Annotated in this window: 13 protein-coding genes; 8 read left to right on the plus strand and 5 right to left on the minus strand. The window is 63.5% G+C overall.

Annotated elements, in window-relative coordinates:
* The first annotated feature begins 16 nt into the window (after positions 1-16).
* From LQ956_RS05715 to LQ956_RS05725, 3 genes are all read left to right on the plus strand, one after another.
* The gene (locus tag LQ956_RS05715; protein ID WP_238629918.1) at positions 17-742 is read left to right on the plus strand and encodes an LOG family protein; all 726 of its coding nucleotides are present in this window, start codon (positions 17-19) and stop codon (positions 740-742) included.
* Positions 739-1,089, plus strand: coding sequence for a DUF2782 domain-containing protein (locus tag LQ956_RS05720; RefSeq protein WP_238629917.1), 351 nt, complete (start codon positions 739-741; stop codon positions 1,087-1,089). The genes LQ956_RS05715 and LQ956_RS05720 overlap by 4 nt, the downstream gene beginning before the upstream one ends.
* A 462-nt stretch (positions 1,090-1,551) precedes the next feature.
* Positions 1,552-3,000, plus strand: a complete 1,449-nt coding sequence (locus LQ956_RS05725; protein ID WP_238629916.1) for a diguanylate cyclase — start codon at positions 1,552-1,554, stop codon at positions 2,998-3,000.
* Between the two features lie 180 nt (positions 3,001-3,180).
* On the opposite strand, the gene LQ956_RS05730 is transcribed toward LQ956_RS05725, so the two are convergent.
* Both LQ956_RS05730 and uvrD read right to left on the minus strand, forming a co-directional pair.
* Positions 3,181-4,263, minus strand: coding sequence for a TRAP transporter substrate-binding protein (locus LQ956_RS05730; protein WP_238629915.1), 1,083 nt, complete (start codon positions 4,261-4,263; stop codon positions 3,181-3,183).
* Positions 4,264-4,292: 29 nt separating this feature from the next.
* Positions 4,293-6,482: a DNA helicase II gene (uvrD, locus tag LQ956_RS05735; protein WP_238629914.1), complete on the minus strand. Its 2,190-nt coding sequence runs from the start codon at positions 6,480-6,482 to the stop codon at positions 4,293-4,295.
* A 136-nt stretch (positions 6,483-6,618) separates the two neighbouring features.
* Here uvrD and LQ956_RS05740 point away from each other — a divergent pair, with 136 nt between their 5' ends.
* From LQ956_RS05740 to LQ956_RS05755, 4 genes are all read left to right on the plus strand, one after another.
* Entirely contained in the window at positions 6,619-9,450 is a 2,832-nt protein-coding gene (locus LQ956_RS05740; RefSeq protein WP_238629913.1) for a 2-oxoglutarate dehydrogenase E1 component, read from the plus strand.
* A 94-nt stretch (positions 9,451-9,544) separates the two neighbouring features.
* Positions 9,545-10,849, plus strand: a complete 1,305-nt coding sequence (gene odhB / locus LQ956_RS05745) for a 2-oxoglutarate dehydrogenase complex dihydrolipoyllysine-residue succinyltransferase (RefSeq protein WP_238621181.1) — start codon at positions 9,545-9,547, stop codon at positions 10,847-10,849.
* 93 nt (positions 10,850-10,942) lie between these two features.
* Positions 10,943-12,388: a dihydrolipoyl dehydrogenase gene (gene lpdA, locus LQ956_RS05750; RefSeq protein ID WP_238621180.1), complete on the plus strand. Its 1,446-nt coding sequence runs from the start codon at positions 10,943-10,945 to the stop codon at positions 12,386-12,388.
* Positions 12,389-12,444: 56 nt separating this feature from the next.
* Entirely contained in the window at positions 12,445-13,371 is a 927-nt protein-coding gene (locus tag LQ956_RS05755; RefSeq protein ID WP_238621179.1) for an AEC family transporter, read from the plus strand.
* Between the two features lie 51 nt (positions 13,372-13,422).
* Here the strand turns inward: LQ956_RS05755 and LQ956_RS05760 are convergent, their stop codons facing one another.
* The 3 genes from LQ956_RS05760 to LQ956_RS05770 all read right to left on the minus strand — a co-directional run bounded on the left by LQ956_RS05760 (position 13,423) and on the right by LQ956_RS05770 (position 18,023).
* Positions 13,423-15,102 (minus strand): NADPH-dependent assimilatory sulfite reductase hemoprotein subunit, encoded by a 1,680-nt coding sequence (locus LQ956_RS05760; protein WP_238629912.1) that lies wholly within the window; start codon positions 15,100-15,102, stop codon positions 13,423-13,425.
* A gap of 2 nt (positions 15,103-15,104) precedes the next feature.
* A complete protein-coding gene (locus tag LQ956_RS05765; protein ID WP_238621177.1) occupies positions 15,105-16,904 on the minus strand; it encodes an assimilatory sulfite reductase (NADPH) flavoprotein subunit in 1,800 nt (599 codons plus the stop codon).
* A 66-nt stretch (positions 16,905-16,970) separates the two neighbouring features.
* Positions 16,971-18,023 carry a chemotaxis protein CheB gene (locus LQ956_RS05770; protein WP_238629911.1) on the minus strand — a complete coding sequence of 351 codons (1,053 nt, stop codon included), beginning with the start codon at positions 18,021-18,023 and terminating at the stop codon, positions 16,971-16,973.
* Between the two features lie 302 nt (positions 18,024-18,325).
* Between LQ956_RS05770 and LQ956_RS05775 the strand changes: the two genes are divergently transcribed.
* Positions 18,326-19,456, plus strand: a complete 1,131-nt coding sequence (locus LQ956_RS05775; RefSeq protein WP_238629910.1) for a GGDEF domain-containing protein — start codon at positions 18,326-18,328, stop codon at positions 19,454-19,456.
* Positions 19,457-19,536 lie beyond the last annotated feature (80 nt).

Genomic DNA, 19,536 nt, shown 5'->3' on the forward strand with positions numbered 1-19,536 from the left:
ATGAAAAGGGGCCGACATGAAGAGCCACGAACGCGCCAGCCATCCGGGACTGCAACCCATGGACGACACCATGCTCACCCGGGAGAGCTGGAAGATATTCCAGATCATGGGAGAGTTCGTGGAAGGGTTCGAGCGCCTGGCTCGCATCAAACCGTCGGTGAGCATCTTCGGCTCCGCCCGCATCCCCCCCGGACACCCCACTTATGCACTGGCGGAAGATATCGCCCGACAGCTCTCCGACGCAGGCTTTGCCGTGGTCAGCGGCGGCGGTCCCGGCATCATGGAGGCGGCCAACAAGGGCGCCTTTGCAGGGAAATCCCCCAGCATCGGCCTGAACATCCAGCTTCCCCATGAGCAGACAGCCAACGCCTATCAGGATGTCTCGCTGGATTTCCGGCATTTCTTCTCCCGCAAGGTGATGTTCGTGAAGTATGCCTCTGCTTACGTGGTGCTGCCGGGGGGCTTCGGCACCCTGGACGAACTGGCGGAGATCCTCACCCTGGTGCAGACCAACAAGACCCGGCGCATCCCCATCATCCTGGTGGGCAGCAGCTTCTGGCAGGGTCTGCTGGCCTGGTTTGAAAATACCCTGGTGGCGGAAGGCACCATCGGCGACGAAGATCTGAACCTCTACACCCTGGTGGATGACGCCAAGTCCGTGGTGGATGCCATCTTCAACTTCTACGAATTCGGAGGGCTGGAACCGACCTCCGAAGAAAAAGAGAGGCTGATGGACCTATGAACGGCTACCGCATCCTGCCCATTGTTCTTGCCGCCCTCCTGTTCTGGCCGGCCGCCCTCCCCCTGTCGGCCCAGGAGCAGGCCGCACCGCCCCCACCGCCGCTGCTGGACGACAGCGACATCGCCACCCGGGAACTGATGGAGCCCACGGTGACCATCATCGAGCGGGAGGGGGAACGGATCGAGGAATACCGGCTCCATGGGGAGCTGTACATGATCCGGGTGACACCGGCCAACGCGCCCCCCTATTACCTGGTGGACACGGACGGAGACGGCCAGCTGGAAACCCGCATGACGGAGCTGGATGCCAAGATCCTGGTGCCGGCCTGGGTGATCTTCCGGTTTTAGTCGGTTTGTCTCACAGGCGGGGAAAGCATGGCTTGACCTGAATGCTGAAGGTCGCGATCCGACTGCCCTCACAGGACATTTCCCAGTGCGATGGGGCGACGACCTCGCACCGATGCGGGCTCGCCGCGTTCGATCATGGAGACCAACCAATCAAAGAAGCGCGCGAGAAGCCGATGCATGCCACGCAGGTGATAGAGACAAATTTGGGTGCCCTGTGTCAACCAGTCCACCGTAGCCGGATGAAGTCGCTGATGACGACGGTCAAGGGGGCGGTGAAAGGACAATGCACTTCAGTGACGGGACTGGGACGCGCCTCTGCCCGCCCGGTCACGGAAAAAGCGAGCATCAAGCAGATGGATCGCTTGGAGGGCAACGCCCGAATGACCAGTTTGTCATGGGCAGTGACAAGCTTCCGGAGTTGGTACCCTTGGCCGGTGCAATCCATGCGCAGGAATTTCCCCGTTGAATCCAGTAACCGGAATGTTCAGTGCGTCGATCAGCCTCATCTTTGTCGGGCTGTTCTGGATTTCCCCCTTGTGGGCGCAAGAGCGAGTGGTGCTGAGCCAAGAACAAAGGGACCATGTCGCCTCCCGAGGCATCGTGCGGTATTGCGTGGATCCCGATTGGGCGCCGTTTGAATACATCGATGCCGCGGGAGAACATCGGGGTATCGGAGCCGACCTGCTCAGGCTGGCGGCTGGGCGGGTCGGACTGACCCTGCAGGTCCATTCAACGCCAACCTGGGAGGCGTCCCTGGCGGCATCGCAACGGGGGGATTGTGACCTTCTCAGCCTGCTTAACAGGACGCCGGCCCGGGAGTCGTGGCTGCACTTTACAGCCCCCCTGCTGATCGATGAAAACGTCATCATTACCCGGGAGGATCACCCCTATGTGGTCAGCCTGGATCGCTTCGACGGCAAACGCCTTGCCGTTCCGGCCGGCACCGCCGTGGAGGAATGGGTGCGTCGGGACTTTCCTCGTCTGCAATTGATTCTCACGCAGACCGAGAACGAGGCCTTTCAGCTGGTGTCCGACCGCCGGGCGGACATGACCATCCGTTCCCTGATCGTGGCCGCCTACACCATCCGCCAGGACGGCTGGTTCAATCTCCGCATTTCCGGGATGCAGGCCGATTACGTCAATCTCCTGCGTATTGGTGTGCGTCGGGATGATCCCATGCTACATGCCCTGCTAGATGCCGGGGTGCGCAGCATAAGTCAAAGCGAACGGGAAGCCATCATCAACCGTCATATCAATGTGGTCAGGCATGAGGTGGAGGTGATAGAAAAGTCCATTTTCTGGCCGTTGTTGGGTGTGTTGCTGGTGGTGTTGCTGACCAGCGGGTTCTGGATCCTGCGCCAGCGTGCCCTGAACCAGCGATTAAGCCAGCTCAATCTGCTGCTGGAAAAGGCGGCCACCACTGATCAACTCACGGGTCTGAACAACCGCGCTCGTCTGATGCTTTGTTTCGAGGAAGACAGCCAGCGTGCCCTGCGCGGTGGACGTCCCTATTCACTGGCATTGTTCGATATTGACCATTTCAAGCACGTCAATGATAGCCGGGGGCATGTGATCGGTGATCAGGTGCTCCGGGAAGTGGCCGCCCTCATGATCCGCAACGGGCGCGGTAGCGACCGCCTCGGCCGCTGGGGGGGAGAGGAGTTCATGCTGCTGTTCCATGACAGCGACGTTCAGGCGGCCATGGAGGCGGCGGAGCGCATTCGCGCCGATGTGGCGGCGCATGCCTTCTCCCATGGCGAAGGGGTCACACTTAGCGTTGGCGTGGCCCAATGGAAAGCGGGCGAGAGTCTGGTGCAGCTGATGGACAGGGCGGACAAGGCCCTGTATCGGGCCAAGCAGGAAGGTCGTAACCGCGTCTGCCCGGAACAGAGACATGAATCCGGGCGATAAACCTGATGATCGGATACTTTCTTAATGGATGAGGGCCAGTAGATCGGTACGATCGCCGGCAACCTGGCGCTGGGCATCGGGCAGGTTGAGAGATAGCAGCAACGCTGCATAGTGGCCACCGGAAGAGAAGCCAGCAGGGCACCGGGGACGGCTCTCCCAGTGTGGAAGGGTCCAGCACGGTCAAATCGAGTTAATTTCCTTCCAGCGGGCCATCCTCGACTCGAACCCCATGTAGGAGGCATGAACCCGTCGGATGAAGGGATCGTCCGCCGTCATCTCCAGCAGCATGTCCCGGCTCAGTTGCTTCAGACTCTCCAGCACGGTATCCGGGAAGCGCCTGAGCTGAACCCCATGTTCACTCACCAACCGGTCCAGGGCCTGCTGGTTGCGGGCCATGAATTCATGGAGCATCTGCTCGCCGACCAGACGACAGGCCTGGGCCACGGCGATCTGAAGGTGCTGGGGCAGGGCCTCGTAGGCATCCCGGTTGATCAGGGCCTCCACCTGCGAACTGGGGGCCTGCCAACCCGGGTGGTAGTAATAGGGGGCCTGACGATGCAGGCCCAGCGCCATGTCCTCGTGGGGTCCCATCCACTCGGCTGCATCCAGCAGCCCCGACTCCATGGCCTCCGGCAGGTCATCACCAGGCAGGCGGATCACCTCGGCCCCGGCGCGCCGCAGGACGTCGGCCCCCAGCCCCACGGCACGGAGGCGTAGCCCCCGGAAATCTTCAATGAACTCGATCTCGCGCCGGAACCACCCCCCCATCTGGGCACCGGTATTGCCGCAGGGGAAGGGGATCACGTCAAAAGGACGATACAGATCCCGCCAGAGGGCCAGACCACCGCCCTCGTACAGCCAGGCCTGGGTCTCCAGCGCATTCATGCCGAACGGTACTGCGGTAAAAAACTGCGCAGCCCCGCTCTTGCCCCGCCAGTAATGGGCAGCACCGTGGCCGATCTCGGCGGCACCACGGGAGACGGCACCGAAGATCTCGAAGGGCGGCACCAGATCATCTGCCGCAAAGATCCGGATTTGAATGCGACCTTCTGACAGCTCATGGATGGTCCGTGCCAGCAACTGCGCGCCGGCGCCCAGGCCGGGAGACTCATGGGGCCAGGCGGTGATCATGCGCCAGTGAAAGCGACGGCCGGTATCCGGCGCCGAATGGTCACTGCCCTGAGGCATACCGCAACCGCTCAGGGCGCCGCCGGCAGCCAGGGCAGTGAGGGCGGCCTTGCCCAGGAAATCCCGTCGATGCATGGATGACCTCGGTTCTGTTGTTCAAAGTGTCAGATGGGTTCCAGCTTGGCAAAACCCACCACCAACCACTTGCTGCCCTGGCCGCCGACAAACCGTACCTGGACCCGGGCCGACTTGCCCTGCCCTTCCAGGTCGGTGATCACGCCCTCCCCGAACTTAGGATGAGTCACGCGGGCACCCACCGCCAGCCCACCCGCCTGCGCCGGTGCGCGGAACGGGGACGGTCGCGCCTGGGGCCGGGCGGGACTCTCGGGTATCGGACGCCGGATCATGGCCCGGGGCCGGACATCTTCCAACAGCTCGGTAGGCAGTTCCCCAACGAAGCGGGAGGGGGCGTTATAGGTCTCCCGGCCGTGCAGCCGACGGGTCTCCGCGTAACTCATCACCAGCCGGCGGCAAGCGCGGGTGATGCCCACATAAGCCAGACGCCGCTCCTCCTCCAGACGCCCGGGCTCATCCAGGGACATGCGGTGGGGAAACAGCCCCTCTTCCATGCCCACCAGGAATACCAGTGGAAACTCCAGCCCCTTGGCGGAATGCAGGGTCATGAGCTGAACGCAGTCCTCCCAGGGGTCTGCTTCCCCTTCCCCCGCCTCCAGGGCGGCATGGGAGAGAAAGGCGGTCAGGGGCGACATGTCCCCATGGGCCTCGGCATCGGGCACGAAGCCCCTGGCGGCGCTGACCAGTTCATCCAGGTTGTCCAGCCGGGTCTGGGCCTTTTCGCCCTTCTCCTGGGCGTAGTGCTCCCGCAGACCGGAATGGGCCACCACATGTTCCACCTGCTCGTGGAGTTCGATCCCCTGGCCGGCCTGCTGCATGGCTTCGATCAGCTGCGTGAAGCCGCGCAAGGCATTGCCGGCACGGGCGGTCAGGGTGCCCTGTGCCAGCAGGTGGCCGGCGGCGACCCACAGACTGCTGCCCTGTTCGCGGGCCTGCCCCCGGATCAGGGCCAGGGTCCGCTCCCCCAGTCCCCGGGCCGGCTGGTTGATGATCCGCTCCAGGGCGGTGTCATCCTCCCGGTTCTCCACCAGACGCAGATACCCCAGGGCGTCCTTGATTTCCGCCCGTTCGAAAAAGCGTAGCCCGCCATAGACGCGGTAGGGCACGGCGGCCTGGATCAGCACTTCCTCGAACACCCGGGACTGGGCATTGGACCGGTAGAGAATGGCCACGTCGCGGCAGGCGCCGCCCGCCGCCCGCCAGGCACGGATCTGCTCCAGCACGAAGCGGGCCTCGTCATGCTCGTTGTAGGCCGCATAGAGGGTGACCGGAGCACCGGCGGTATCTTCGGTCCACAGTTCCTTGCCCAGACGCTCACCGTTGTTTCGGATCAGGGCGTTGGCGGCTGTGAGGATGGTCCTGGTGGAGCGGTAATTCTGCTCCAGACGTACGGTGCGGGCACCCGGAAAGTCACGGCAGAACTTCTGGATATGCTCGATGCGGGCACCGCGCCAGCCGTAGATGGACTGGTCATCGTCACCGACGGCAAATACCGGCGTGCGCCCTCCCGCCAGCAGCCGTAGCCAGGCATACTGGATCGCATTGGTATCCTGGAACTCGTCCACCAGGATATGGCGGAAGCGATGGCGATAGTGTTCCAGCAGATCAGGGGTATCCCGCAGCAATTCCAGGCTGCGCAGCAGCAGCTCGGCGAAATCCACCACACCGGCGCGACGGCAGGCGGCCTCATAGGCGCTGTATATACGGATCATCTGCCGGTTCACCGGATCGCCGGTGTCCTGCATGTGTTCGGGCCGCACCCCTTCGTCCTTGCGGCTGTTGATGTACCATTGCATCTGCCGGGGCACCCAGCGGGCCTCATCCAGCTCCAGGGACTTGAGCACCCGTTTCACCAGACGGAACTGATCCTCCGAATCCAGAATCTGAAAGGCTTGCGGCAGACCGGCTTCACGCCAGTGGGTACGCAGCAGGCGGTGGGCCAAACCGTGGAAAGTCCCCACCCACAAGCCTCGGGGGGAAAGGCCCAACAGAGCTTCCAACCGCCCACGCATCTCGCTGGAGGCCTTGTTGGTGAACGTCACGGCGAGGATACTGTGGGGCGAGAGCCCCTCCACCTGGATCAGCCAGGCCACCCGATGGACCAGCACGCGGGTCTTGCCGCTGCCGGCGCCGGCCAGCACCAGCAGGGGACCACAGGGACTACCCACCGCTTCGCGCTGGGCTTCGTTCAGTGATTCAAGCAAGGGGGCAGCATCCATCCCGGGGAGTCTATCAAAACCTGCGACCGGGCGAATCCGGGGTTATCCTCTTGGATAGAACGCCGGAAAGGTCTACATATATAGGGACCCCCGAAACCATAAACTCACGCTATTCACGCCACCAGCGGACGCGCCGATGACCAAAGCGACCCAAACCCGCGACATGCAGGCCCAATGGAACACCTCCCACCTGGATGCCGGGAATGCCGCCTACCTGGACCAGCTCTACGAAACCTACCTGGAAGATCCGCAACAAGTCCCGGAGGCCTGGCGAGCATATTTCGAAGACATGACCCGAGCCGGCCGGGAACCCCAGGTCATTCACAGCCGGATCCGCGAGGAATTCCGCCAGATGGCCGAGGCCGGCACCCAGCGCGGCCTGCCCATGGGCAGCCTGGAACATGAACGCAAGCAGGTCCGCGTACTCCAGTACATCAACGCCCACCGCTTTCTGGGCCACCTGCAGGCCGACCTGGACCCGCTGGGCCTGTACGAACCCAACACCGTCCTGCCGGAACTGACCCTGGAACACCACGAACTCTCGGAAGACGATCTGGACACCGTCTTCAATACCGGCTCCCTGTTCGGCCCCAGGGAAGCCTCCCTGCGGGAGATCACCCGCATCCTCAAGAGCACCTACTGCAAGACCCTGGGTGCCGAATACATGCACATTACCGAGACCACGGAAAAACGCTGGCTGCAGGAACGCCTGGAGCCGGTGCGCGGTGAACCCGGCTTCACCGCCGATCGTAAGCGCTACATCCTGGACCGCCTTACCGCCGCCGAAGGCCTGGAGCGCTATCTCCACAATCGCTACGTAGGCCAGAAGCGCTTTTCCCTGGAAGGGAGCGAGAGCCTGATTCCCATGCTGGACGAAATGATCCGGCGCGGCGGTGAACAGGGGGTTCGGGAGATGATCATGGGTATGGCCCACCGGGGCCGCCTGAACGTGCTGGTGAACATCCTGGGCAAATCCCCGGCGGAACTGTTTCAGGAGTTCGAGGGCACCGGTCGCCGCCATCCGGGCACCGGTGACGTGAAATACCACATGGGTTTTTCCTCCGACATCGAGACCCCCGGCGGCCCCATGCACCTGGCCCTGGCCTTCAACCCCTCCCACCTGGAGATCGTGGGTCCGGTGGTGGAAGGCTCGGTGCGTGCCCGTCAGACCCGCCGCGACGACCGCGATGGTGACGAGGTCCTGCCCGTGGTGATCCACGGCGATGCCGCCTTTGCCGGTCAGGGTGTGGTGATGGAAACCCTGAACATGTCCCAGACCCGGGGTTTCTCCACCAAGGGTACGGTGCACATTGTCATCAACAACCAGATCGGCTTCACCACCAGCACCCTCAAGGACGCCCGCTCCACCCCCTATTGCACCGACGTGGCCAAGATGGTGAACGCCCCCATCCTGCACGTGAACGGTGATGACCCGGAAATGGTGCTGTTCGCCACTCAAATCGCCCTGGACTACCGCATGACCTTCAAGAAGGATGTGGTCATCGACCTGGTCAGCTACCGGCGGCATGGTCACAACGAGGCCGATGAGCCTTCCGCCACCCAGCCCGTCATGTACCAACGCATCAAGTCCATGCCCACCACCCGCGCCCGCTATGCGGAACGCCTGGAACAGCAGGGGATCCTCGACGGAGAAGAGGCCCGGGCCATGGAAACCTCCTGCCGCGCCCGCCTGGATGCCGGTGCCAGCCTGATGCCGTTCCTCATCGACAAGTCCGAGTCTTCCTACGACAAGGCGGTGGACTGGAAACCCTTCATCGACCAGGATTGGCGCGAGCCCACCGAGACCCGGGTCAGCATGGATACGCTGCGTGGGCTGTGGCGCCGCATGGTGGACCTGCCCGAAGGCTTTGAAATGCACCCCCGGGTGGCCAAGATCATGGACGACCGGCGCAAGATGGCCGCCGGCTCCCTGCCCCTGGACTGGGGTTTTGCCGAAATCTCCGCCTACGCCAGCTTGGTTACCGAAGGGTATCCGGTGCGACTGACGGGACAGGACAGCGGCCGCGGGACTTTCTTCCATCGTCACGCCGTGCTGTTCAATCAGCGTGACGGCAACCGCTGGATTCCACTACGCAATCTGGCCGAGAATCAGGAAGAATTCCTGGTCATCGACTCGCTGCTCTCGGAAGAAGCGGTACTGGCCTTCGAGTTCGGCTATGCCACCGCCGCCCCCAACACCCTGACCCTGTGGGAGGCCCAGTTCGGCGACTTTGCCAACGGCGCCCAGGTGGTGATCGATCAGTTCATCAGTTCCGGTGAGCAGAAGTGGGCACGCCTGTGCGGACTGGTGATGCTGCTGCCCCACGGGTACGAAGGCCAGGGTCCGGAACACTCATCCGCCCGCCTGGAGCGCTATCTGCAGCTCTGCGCCCAGCACAACATGCAGGTCTGCGTCCCCTCCACCCCGGCGCAGATATTCCACCTGCTGCGGCGTCAGATGATCCGCCCCTACCGCAAGCCGCTGATCGTGATGACCCCCAAGAGCCTGCTGCGCCACAAACTGGCGGTAAGCGCCCTGGAATCCCTCACCGAGGGGCGCTTCGAGAACGTCATCGACGAGGTCGACGAACTGGACCCGCAGGGCGTCACCCGGATCATCCTCTGCGCCGGCAAGGTCTACTACGACCTGCTGGAACGCCGCCGCACCGAGGAAAAACACGGCATCGTCATCCTGCGCCTGGAGCAGCTCTATCCCTTCCCGGAAGAAGAGCTGAGCGGGATTCTGGCGCAATATCCCAATGCCACCGAGTTCTACTGGGTCCAGGAAGAGCCGCTCAACCAGGGTGCCTGGTACTCCAGCCAGCATCACATCCGCACGCTGCTGGGCGAAGACCGCCACCTACAGCATGTCACCCGGCCTGCATCCGCGTCACCGGCAGTGGGCCACCTGGACGTTCACGTAAAACAGCAGGAAGCTCTGATCGAACGGGCCCTGCGCCAGAACTGACCTGGCCACCACCAGGGCGAGAGACACACAGAGGGCCAACGGGCGCGGACCGCGCCCGCGCCCCAAGGCCGGAACCAATAAGGACACACACGCCATGAGTACTGAGGTCAAGATCCCGCAACTCCCCGAGTCCGTCTCGGATGCCACCATCGTCACCTGGCACAAGCAACCCGGCGACGAGGTCAAGCGGGACGAGATACTGGTCGACATCGAAACCGACAAGGTCGTGCTGGAGGTCCCCGCCCCCCAGGACGGGGTGATGGGAGAGATCATCGAACAGGAAGGTGCGATCGTCACCGCCGGGCAGGTGATCGCCCACTTGGAAAAGGCCGGCAAGGGCGGTAAGGCAGGCGGCAAGAAGAAGGCCGGCAAGGATGACGATGGCAAGGACGCCGGGAAGGCCGCGAAGAAACCGGACACCGCCACCGCCGGGCGTGATGCCGCCGATGACGGCGACGACCCGGCCTTGAGTCCGGCGGTACGTCGCCTGGTGAACGAACACAGCCTGGACCCCGCCGAGATCGAGGGCACCGGCAAGGGCGGACGCCTGCTCAAGGAAGATGTGCTCAAGTACCTGGAGACCCTGGAGGCCGAAGCCGCCCAGGCGCCCGCATCGGCGGCTCCGGCCCCCGCAACCAAGGCCGCCCCGGCCCCCGCCAGCGCCCCGCCGCCGGCCCCGTCTACCGGCCCCAGCGGCGCCCGCCCCGAAAAACGTGTGCCCATGACCCGTCTGCGGGCGCGCATTGCGGAGCGTCTGGTGGAAGCCCAGCAGAACGCTGCCATGCTCACCACCTTCAACGAAGTGAACATGAAGCCGGTGATGGACCTGCGGGCCCAGTACAAGGACCGCTTCGAGAAGCGCCACGGCGTGCGCCTGGGCTTCATGTCCTTCTTCGTCAAGGCGGCCACCGAAGCCCTCAAGCGGTTCCCCGAAGTGAACGCCTCCATCGACGGCAAGGACATCGTCTACCACGGGTATTTCGATATCGGCATCGCCGTCTCCGCCCCCCGGGGCCTGGTGGTCCCCATCCTGAGGGATACGGACACGCTCACCATGTCGGATGTTGAACGCACCATCAACGACTTCGGCAAGAAGGCCGAGGCGGGTAGCCTGGGCATGGAAGACCTCACCGGCGGCACCTTCACCATTTCCAACGGTGGCGTCTTCGGCTCCCTGCTGTCCACCCCCATCATCAACCCGCCCCAGAGTGCCATCCTGGGCATGCACCGCATTCAGGAGCGGCCCATGGCCGAGAACGGCCAGGTGGTGATCCGGCCCATGATGTACCTGGCCCTGTCCTACGACCATCGCATCGTCGACGGTCGCGAGGCCGTGCAGTTCCTGGTGACCATCAAGGACATGCTGGAAGACCCGGCCCGCCTGCTGCTGGAAGTGTAGGGACCACCGGACCTGAACCATGCCCGTGTTCGCCTGCCCTGTGCGCGGCCACGGGCCACATGAACACAAGACAAGAAGATCGGGAGCCAGACCATGGCACAGCAGGATTATGACGTAGTAGTAATCGGCGCCGGCCCGGCAGGCTATGTGGCCGCCATCCGTTGCGCCCAGCTCGGACTCAAGACCGCCTGTATCGACCGCTGGCGGGATGACGCAGGCAAGGAACGCCTGGGGGGCACCTGCCTGAACGTGGGCTGCATCCCCTCCAAGGCCCTGCTGGAATCCTCGGAGCTGTATGAGCACACCCGCAAGCACCTGGGCACCCACGGCGTGCATGTGGGCGATGTGGAACTGGACCTGGCCGGCATGATGTCCCGCAAGGACCGTCTCATCGGCAACCTCACCCAGGGCATCCAGGGCCTGTTCAAGGCCAACAAGGTCACCTGGCTCAAGGGCCAAGGGCAGCTCCAGGGGGAGCGCAAGGTATGCTTCACCTCCCACGACGGCAAGGAGGAGATCCTGGAACCGGAACACGTCATCCTGGCGCCAGGCTCCCACTCGGTGGAACTCAAGTGTGCCCCCTACGACGGCAAATACATCGTCGACTCCACCGGCGCCCTCGCCTTCGACGAAGTGCCCAAACGTCTGGGCGTGATCGGCGGCGGCGTCATCGGCCTGGAACTGGGCAGCGTCTGGCGCCGCCTGGGCGCTGAAGTGGTGGTACTGGAAGCGCAGGATCGCTTCTTGTCCTTCTGCGACGACCAGGTCTCCCAGGAAGCCCTGAAGATCTTCAACAAGCAGGGGCTGGACATCCGCCTCTCCGCCCGCGTCACCGACACCCAGGTGGACGAGGACAAGGGCACCGTCACCGTCATGTACGAGGACGAAGACGGCCGTCATGAAGAGCGCTTCGACCGCCTGGTGGTCTGTGTCGGCCGCCGTCCCTCCACCGACGGACTGGTCAGTGGGCCGGTGGAACTGCTCATCGACGAGCGCGGCGCCATCCATGTGGACGACTATTGCAAGACCACCCTGCCCAACGTCTATGCGGTGGGCGACGCGGTGCGCGGCCCCATGCTGGCCCACAAGGGCTCCGAGGAAGGGGTCATGGTGGCCGAACGCATCGCCGGTATGGGCGGCACCCTCAACTACGAGACCATCCCCAGCGTGATCTATACCCTCCCGGAGATCGCCTGGGTGGGCAAGACGGAGCAGGAACTCAAGAACAAGGGCATCCCCTACTCCGTGGGCGTGTTCCCGTTTGCCGCCTCCGGCCGGGCCCGCGCCATGGAAGATACCACCGGCTTCGTCAAGCTGCTGGCCCACGCCGAGACCGATCGCCTGCTGGGCGCCCACATGATCAGCTCCCGTGCCTCCGAGCTGATCGCCGAGTGCGTCATCGCCCTGGAATTCGGCGCCTCCAGCGAAGACCTGGGCCGCACCGTCTTCGCCCACCCCACCCTCTCCGAGGCCGTGCACGAAGCCGCCCTGGCCACCCTGGGCCACCCGCTGCACATCCCGCCCGGCAAGAAGGGCTGAACCCTCCCTCCTGACAGCCCCGCTCCCTCCCGGGAGCGGGGCCTTATCCTGCCTGCATGACCGCCACCTTCTCCCTGCTCACCCAGCTGCTGCCCCTTTACATCACCATCGTGCTGGGCTGGCTGGCCGGGCGCTATCTCAACGCCAGCGGCGGCCATATCGCCGGGATCATGCTCTACATCATCACCCCGTCGGTGATCTTTGCCGGGGTCATGCACGCCCCCCTGAGCCCCGGCGTCCTGTTGCTGCCGGTGATGGTCTTCGCCTTCTGCACCCTGATCGCCCTGAGCCACCTGTACCTGGCCCGGCGCTGGCTGGGGGACAACACTGCCGCGCTCATTCCCCTGTCGGTGGGCACCGGCAACAGCGGCTATTTCGGCATTCCCGTGGCCCTTTTGCTGTTCGGTGCGGAGGGCGTGAGCCTGTACATCCTGTGCATGCTGGGCACCACCCTGTTCGAGCATTCCGTGGGCTTCTACCTGGCGGCGCGGGGGCGCTTCAGCGTCCGCGACTGCCTGGTCAAGGTCTCCCGCCTGCCCTCCCTTTACGCCTTCCTGCTGGGCGCGGCCCTGAACCTGAACGGCGTCGGCATCGCGGGCGTGCTGCAACCCCTGTTCGACAACCTCCGCGGGGCCTACAGCATCCTGGGCATGATGATCATCGGCATGAGCATCCTCAGCTTCCGGGGCCTGGCGGGCAACCCCCGCTTTACCCTCCTGGCCTTTGCCGGTAAATTCATCAGCTGGCCCCTGCTGGCCCTGGCCTTTGCCTGGGTGGACGCCCACTGGCTGGGCATCTATGACCTGGCCGTTCATCAAGCCATCTTCCTGCTCTCCATCACCCCCATCGCCGCCAACACCGTGGTCATCGCCACCCTCCTGGACATCCACCCCAGGCAGGCCGCCGGCACCACCCTGCTCAGCACGATCTTCGCGCTGGGATTCATCCCGGTGATGGTGACGTGGCTGATGCCGACGGGGTAGCCGGGGGGCGCTGTTTACTGAGGGAGAGTTTTCGGCAAGGGATCTCCTGAATCAGAGATTGACGTCGCGACCATGATGCGCCGGGGCGATGAATCCGGCACGAACCAGGAAATTGCCGAAGTGCTCGCCGGGCTCGCGCCCGGCGGCGAAATGGGCAAACGCCCCATCCAGGTATTCCAGGATGTCGGCCTCGTTGGCGTTATCCAGCGCCAGTCGGTTGAGCCGCGAGCCGTCAAAGCCGGCGCCCAGGTACAGGTTGTAACGGCCGGGCGCCCGGCCCACTAGGCCGATCTCGGCCAGGTAGGGCCGGGAGCAGCCATTGGGGCAGCCGCTGATACGCACGGTGATGGGCTGCTCCTCCACGCCATGCCGGGCGGCCATCTCCTCGATGCGGCGGACCAGATCCGGCAGATAACGCTCGGCCTCGGCCATGGCCAGGCCGCAGGTGGGTAGCGCCACGCAGGCCATGGCGTTCAGGCGCACCGGCGAGGCCTGGCGATGCTCATCAAGCCCGTGGGCGGCGAGGGTCTCCTCGACCCGCGCCCGATGGCTGGCACTCACCCCGGCCAGCACCAGATTCTGATTGGGTGTCAGCCGCACATCGGCCACCACGCCCTCATCGATCAGCACCCGCAGGCCCTGGCGTTGCTGGGGAAACAGCCGGCCGGACAGGATGAAGAGGTTGAGCTGCCAGGAGCCGTCCACGGCCTCGGTCCAGCCATAGCGGTCGCCACTGTGGATGAATTCGAAGGCGCGCGCGGGCTCAAGGGTGGCCTGCAAGCGCCCCTGGAGTTCCTGGCGCAGCCAGTCCAGCCCTCTATCCTCGATGGTGTATTTGAAGCGCGCATGTTTGCGCTCCTTGCGATCGCCAAAATCACGCTGGATGGTCACCACCGTCTCGGCCAGCTCGAGCAACTGCCCCGGCGGGATGAAACCGATCACATCACCCAGGCGCGGGAAGGTCTTGGGCTCGCCGTGGGTGCAGCCCAGCCCGCCCCCCACGGTGACATTGAAGCCCACCAACCGCCCTTCCTCTTCGATGGCGATGAACCCCAGGTCCTGGGAGAAGATGTCCACATCGTTGATCGGTGGGATGGCGACCCCGATCTTGAACTTGCGCGGCAGATAGGTCTCACCGTAGAGGGGCTCGGCCTCCGGCTCGGTCTCGCTGTCGGCGACCTTCTTGCCGTCGATCCAGATCTCCCGCCAGGCGCCGGTCTTTGGGGTGAGGTGCGCGCTCAGGCGCTGCGCCCATTGCAGGGCCTGGGCGTGCACCTCACTGGCCTCGGGCTGGACGTGGCACATGACATTGCGGTTCACATCGCCGCACGCGGCCAGCGAGTCCATCAACACCGCGTCGATGCCGCGCATCAGGGTCCTGAGGTCTTCCTTGGCCACGCCATGGAACTGCACCGCCTGACGGGTGGTGAGCCGGAGGGTGCCGTTGGCCACGCTACCGGCCAGCTCGTCCAGGGCCTGCCACTGCTTTGGGTTGATCACCCCGCCGGGCACCCGCACCCGGATCATGAACTGATACGCCGGCTCCAGCCGGGCCTCCCGGCGCTCGTTGCGCGTGTCACGATCATCCTGCTGATAGATGCCGTGGAACTTCGTGATCACGGTGTCCGCCTCCGCAAGGGCACCGGTGACCGGATCCTCAAGTCCCTCAGCCACGGAGCCACGCAGGCGACGGCTGTCGCGCTTGATCTTTTCCACATCCAGGCCAGACATCTTCAGTACACCTCCTTTTTGTAGCGCCCGGCGGACTTCATCTCGGCAAGGCGTTCCTCGGCCACCTCGGCGCTCACCCCGGCGTGCTCGGCGATCACCCCGGCCAGCGCCCGATGGACGTCCTTGGCCATGCCCTGCCCGCTGCCGCAGATGTACACATGGGCACCCGATTCCAGCCAGTCGAAGACCTCCCGGCCCTGCTCGGCGAGCCGGTGCTGCACGTAGACCTTATCGGCCTGGTCCCGGGAGAAGGCCACCGAAAGCCGGGAGAGCGTGCCTTCGCGCAGGTGGCGCAGCCACTCCAGCTGGTAAAGAAAGTCCGTCTGGCGATGCTGCTCGCCAAAAAAGAGCCAGTTCTTCCCTCCGTGACCCAGGGCGGCGCGATGTTCGACAAAGGCCCGGAAGGGTGCCACCCCGGTACCGGGGCCGATCATGATGACGGGCGTCTCGCCGCCCTCGGGCAGGCGAAAGTTCGGGTTGGCCTCCACGTACACCGGCAGGCCATCGCCCGGTCGCAGCGAGCGAGTCAGCTGCCAGCTGGCAGCGCCGGCGCGCAGTCGATTGTCGGTCTCGCCGCCTTCGAGCTTGACGGTCAGGTGCACCTCGTCTTCATCCACCAGCGGGCTGGAGGCAATGGAGTACAGACGGGGGGCGATGGCGCGCAGGCAGGAGACGAACGGGTCAGCATTGAGTTCGCAAGGGTATTCGTCAATCACGTCCGCCACCTGGCGCGTCTTGCACCAGGCGGCAAACGCGTTACGGTCCTCCAGCAGCTCAGCGAGCTGCGTGACCCCGCCCAGCTCGGCATAGCGCTCCACGAAGGGCCGCGCCACCTGGGTCAGCTCCAGTCGGTGAGTGAGCCATTCCACCAGCGGGCGGGTCTCGCCGCCACGCTCGACGGCCTCATCACCGTTAAGCCCGGTGCGCTCTAGGATCTCATCGACCAAGTGGGGGGCATGGCTTGGCCACACGCCCAAGGAATCCCCAGGCTGGTAGCTGAGCCCGCTGCCTTCAAGGGACAGAGCGAGATGATGGACGCTCTTGGCCGAGGGCGACACGGTCAGCGGCGAGACCTCCAGTAATTCAGCGGTAAACGGGTTGCGACGCCCATGCACCATGGCAGCGGAGGCCGGGATGGCGCTGTCACGGACCACCTGCAACCGCGGCTGTGTGGCCTTTGTCGGTTCCAGCAGCGGTGTGACCGCCTCCAGGATCCTGGGCTGCCAGACGTCCTCGGACGCATCGAGATCCACATCGCAGTCAACCCGATCGAGGATGCGGTGGGCCCCCGCCCTCTCCAGCGCGGTATCCAGATCGCGCCCCACCTGACAGAAATCCGGATACGAGGAATCCCCCAGGGCAAAGACGGCAAAGTTCAGGCCGTCGAGCTTCGGGGCCCGATCCGAGGTCATGAGCTTGTAAAAGGCCTCGGCCTCCTCGGGTGGATCGCCTTCCCCGTGGGTGCTGATCACCAGCACCAGGAGTTTCAGCTTGGTGATCCGCCGCGGCTGGATGTCGGCCAGGCTGGCAAGGTCCACCGCCCATCCCTGAGCACGCGCCTGGGCCGCCAATCGCTCGGCCACGCCGCGCCCGTTGCCGGTCTCTGTGCCATACCAGAGGGTCAGCGTCGCGGCTGCGTCGGCTTCATTGGCCGGTACGGATTGCGGCAGCGCCTGCCCGCCTGCCGAGGCGAGCCCGGCAAAGTATCCGGATGCCCACAACAGCTCCGGGGCGTCGAGACGAGCGACGAGGCGATCGAGTTCGGCTTGCAGCACCTGCTGCCGTTCCGGGGATAGTGCCATGGTGATTCATCACAAACTGGAATAAGTACAGTTCACGCTATCGAGCCAATGGTCGCATGGGAACGATTATTTGGTTCTAGAGTTATTCCCCCCTTTTTTGTCGGTGGCCTTCAACACGGCACGAATGCGTTCAATGTGGACTTGGGAATCGGCAGCCCGCTGGGAGATCGATGAGGGAGAGCTCTTGCCTTCACCTTCATTCTTGGCCATGGTCACGAGCAGATTCTGGCGCTCCTCGAACATTCTCAGTGCCACCCAGAGCGTTTCTTCAATCCTTTCTGTTTGTTGAGCCAGTAGGGACGAGGCGGTAAACGCATGACCCGTATGACAGCGGTACCTGAGGAGTTTTCCTTCCGCTATTTGCCATAACACCCCACCACAGTCCGGACAATTGTAGGGAACCTGATCACCGAGCGCCTCAACAGACGGTAAATCGCTTAACACCCTCTGTGCAATCTTTGCCTCGATCATGATGTCCTCGGGAACCTGCCTGCTCTCCGGTAGATCTCTCGTTAAGAGATCAGATAGCAGCACCCCCATCTCGACAACAGGCAAACAATAATCGACTTCAACATTCGCTATCACCGATCGCGGCATATCCGGATAAGACGCATCCTCCGGATCTTGTGCAATGCAGACTCCGCCGCATCTTTTGATCGCCATCGTACCGCTGGTACCATCATCCAGATATCCTGTAAGGATGATCCCTATGACTCGGTTCCCATAAGCCACTGCCGCAGAACGAAACAAGGGATCAATCGCAGGCCGTGAACGGTTTTCCCTGGCACCCTTGGTCACCAGGATCTTCCCCTCCACAATCAGCATATGTTGGTCTGATGGCGCCAGATAAATATGACCACTCTTGAATACCTGTTCGTCGTGTGCATGCACACAGGTGAGACTGCCGCTCTCATTTAACGCCTTGACGAGCGCATCTCCGGTGGTGTCTGCGCCCATGTGCATGACGATGAAAATGGGCGCTGGAAAATCCTCTGGAAACTGCGCCACGAGTTTCCTTAAGGCTGACATGCCCCCAGCGGACACTCCAATCACGATAAGCCTTGAATTCCTGTCTTGAGTCATTCCACCACCGTCCGATTGATTGGATTCAAGCTTCATGCATGGATGCCATCAGGTATCCTGAGCGCCTGTGGAACGCTCAGCCATCTCTCACCCTGCCCCCATCGTGGCCCACCGAGCTTTCCAGACCCATATCCTGGCACTCAATGGGGACGAAAGGTAGCCGCATCACAGCGCGCCTGGAAGGAGATGACTCGATCACCACCGTGCCCCTTTCAGGAATCGCAAAACAGGATATACCTCACTCGGAGATGTATCATGGATGGGTCGTACCCGATCGACCTTCCTCCAGCGCGTGTCCTTCCAGCAGCGCTCCGGACCCTTCAGGGGAGCCCCTTCCCATGCGCGCATTCCAGTGGAACGCCAATTTCGTCACCGGCCTCTCGACGGTTGATGAGCAGCATCAACACCTGGTTGAACTGATCAACCGCCTGGGCACCCTGCTGGGGTCCAACAAGGTGCATCGGCAGGATCTGGAAACGCTGTATGGGCAGCTGGTGGATTACGCTGGCTACCATTTCAGGGAAGAGGAAGGGCTGATGGTGACCATGGGCCTGGATGCCCGCCATGTGGATGCCCATGTCCAGATGCACCGGGATTTTCTTGAGGAAGTCACCCGGCTACATGAATCCCTGGTTCAAGACACCCCGCAGGCGGGAAAATTCCTGCTCGACTACCTGATCCACTGGTTGGCCTTTCACATCCTGGGGCAGGATCAGCACATGGCCCGGCAGATCGAGGCAATACGCAAGGGCGTCGCCCCCGAAGCCGCCTATGCCGACGTGGAAAAGGCCAGCCATGAATACATCGAGCCGCTGCTGACCGCCGTAAGCCACCTGTTTGCCCAGGTATCGGAACGCAACCGACAACTGGATCACCTCAATCACTCCCTCGAGGCCCGGGTGGCCGCCCGCACCCTTGAACTCTCGGAGGCCAATCGCCAGCTGGAAGTGCTATCGCGCACGGATGTGCTCACCGGCCTACCCAACCGGCGCCACGCCATGCAGCACCTGGAGGCCCTGTGGGAAGAGTCCGACCGATTGGGGAAACCCCTGGCCTGCATGATGATCGACGCGGATCACTTCAAGGAAGTGAACGATACCCACGGTCATGAGGCCGGCGATCGCGTACTGATCGAACTGGCCAGGACCTTGCGGCACGCGCTTCGCAACGATGACATCGTCTGCCGGCTGGGCGGCGATGAGTTTCTGGTCCTCTGCCCAGCCACCCCTTACCAGGGCGCCATGCACATCGCCGAGCAGATCAAGGATGCGGTGGCCGCCCTGAGGGTCCCCACGGGCCATGATGCCTGGCAGGGCAGCGCCAGCATTGGCGTCGCCGTGCGCAGCCCAGCCATGAAAGACCCGGATGACCTCATCAAACTGGCGGACGACAGCGTCTATCTGGCCAAACGAGCAGGCAAGAATTGCGTGCGTTCCGCCAACGACGTGCCCCCTGCCCCCGAGAAATAAAGGGGACAGACCCCTTTTCCCTTCTTTTCCCTTTTCCCGAAGCCCCTGCAAACCCGCACCTCGGTGCTATTCTCAATCGT

It is taken from the genome of Ectothiorhodospira lacustris (assembly GCF_022227845.1).
GTDB lineage: Bacteria > Pseudomonadota > Gammaproteobacteria > Ectothiorhodospirales > Ectothiorhodospiraceae > Ectothiorhodospira > Ectothiorhodospira lacustris.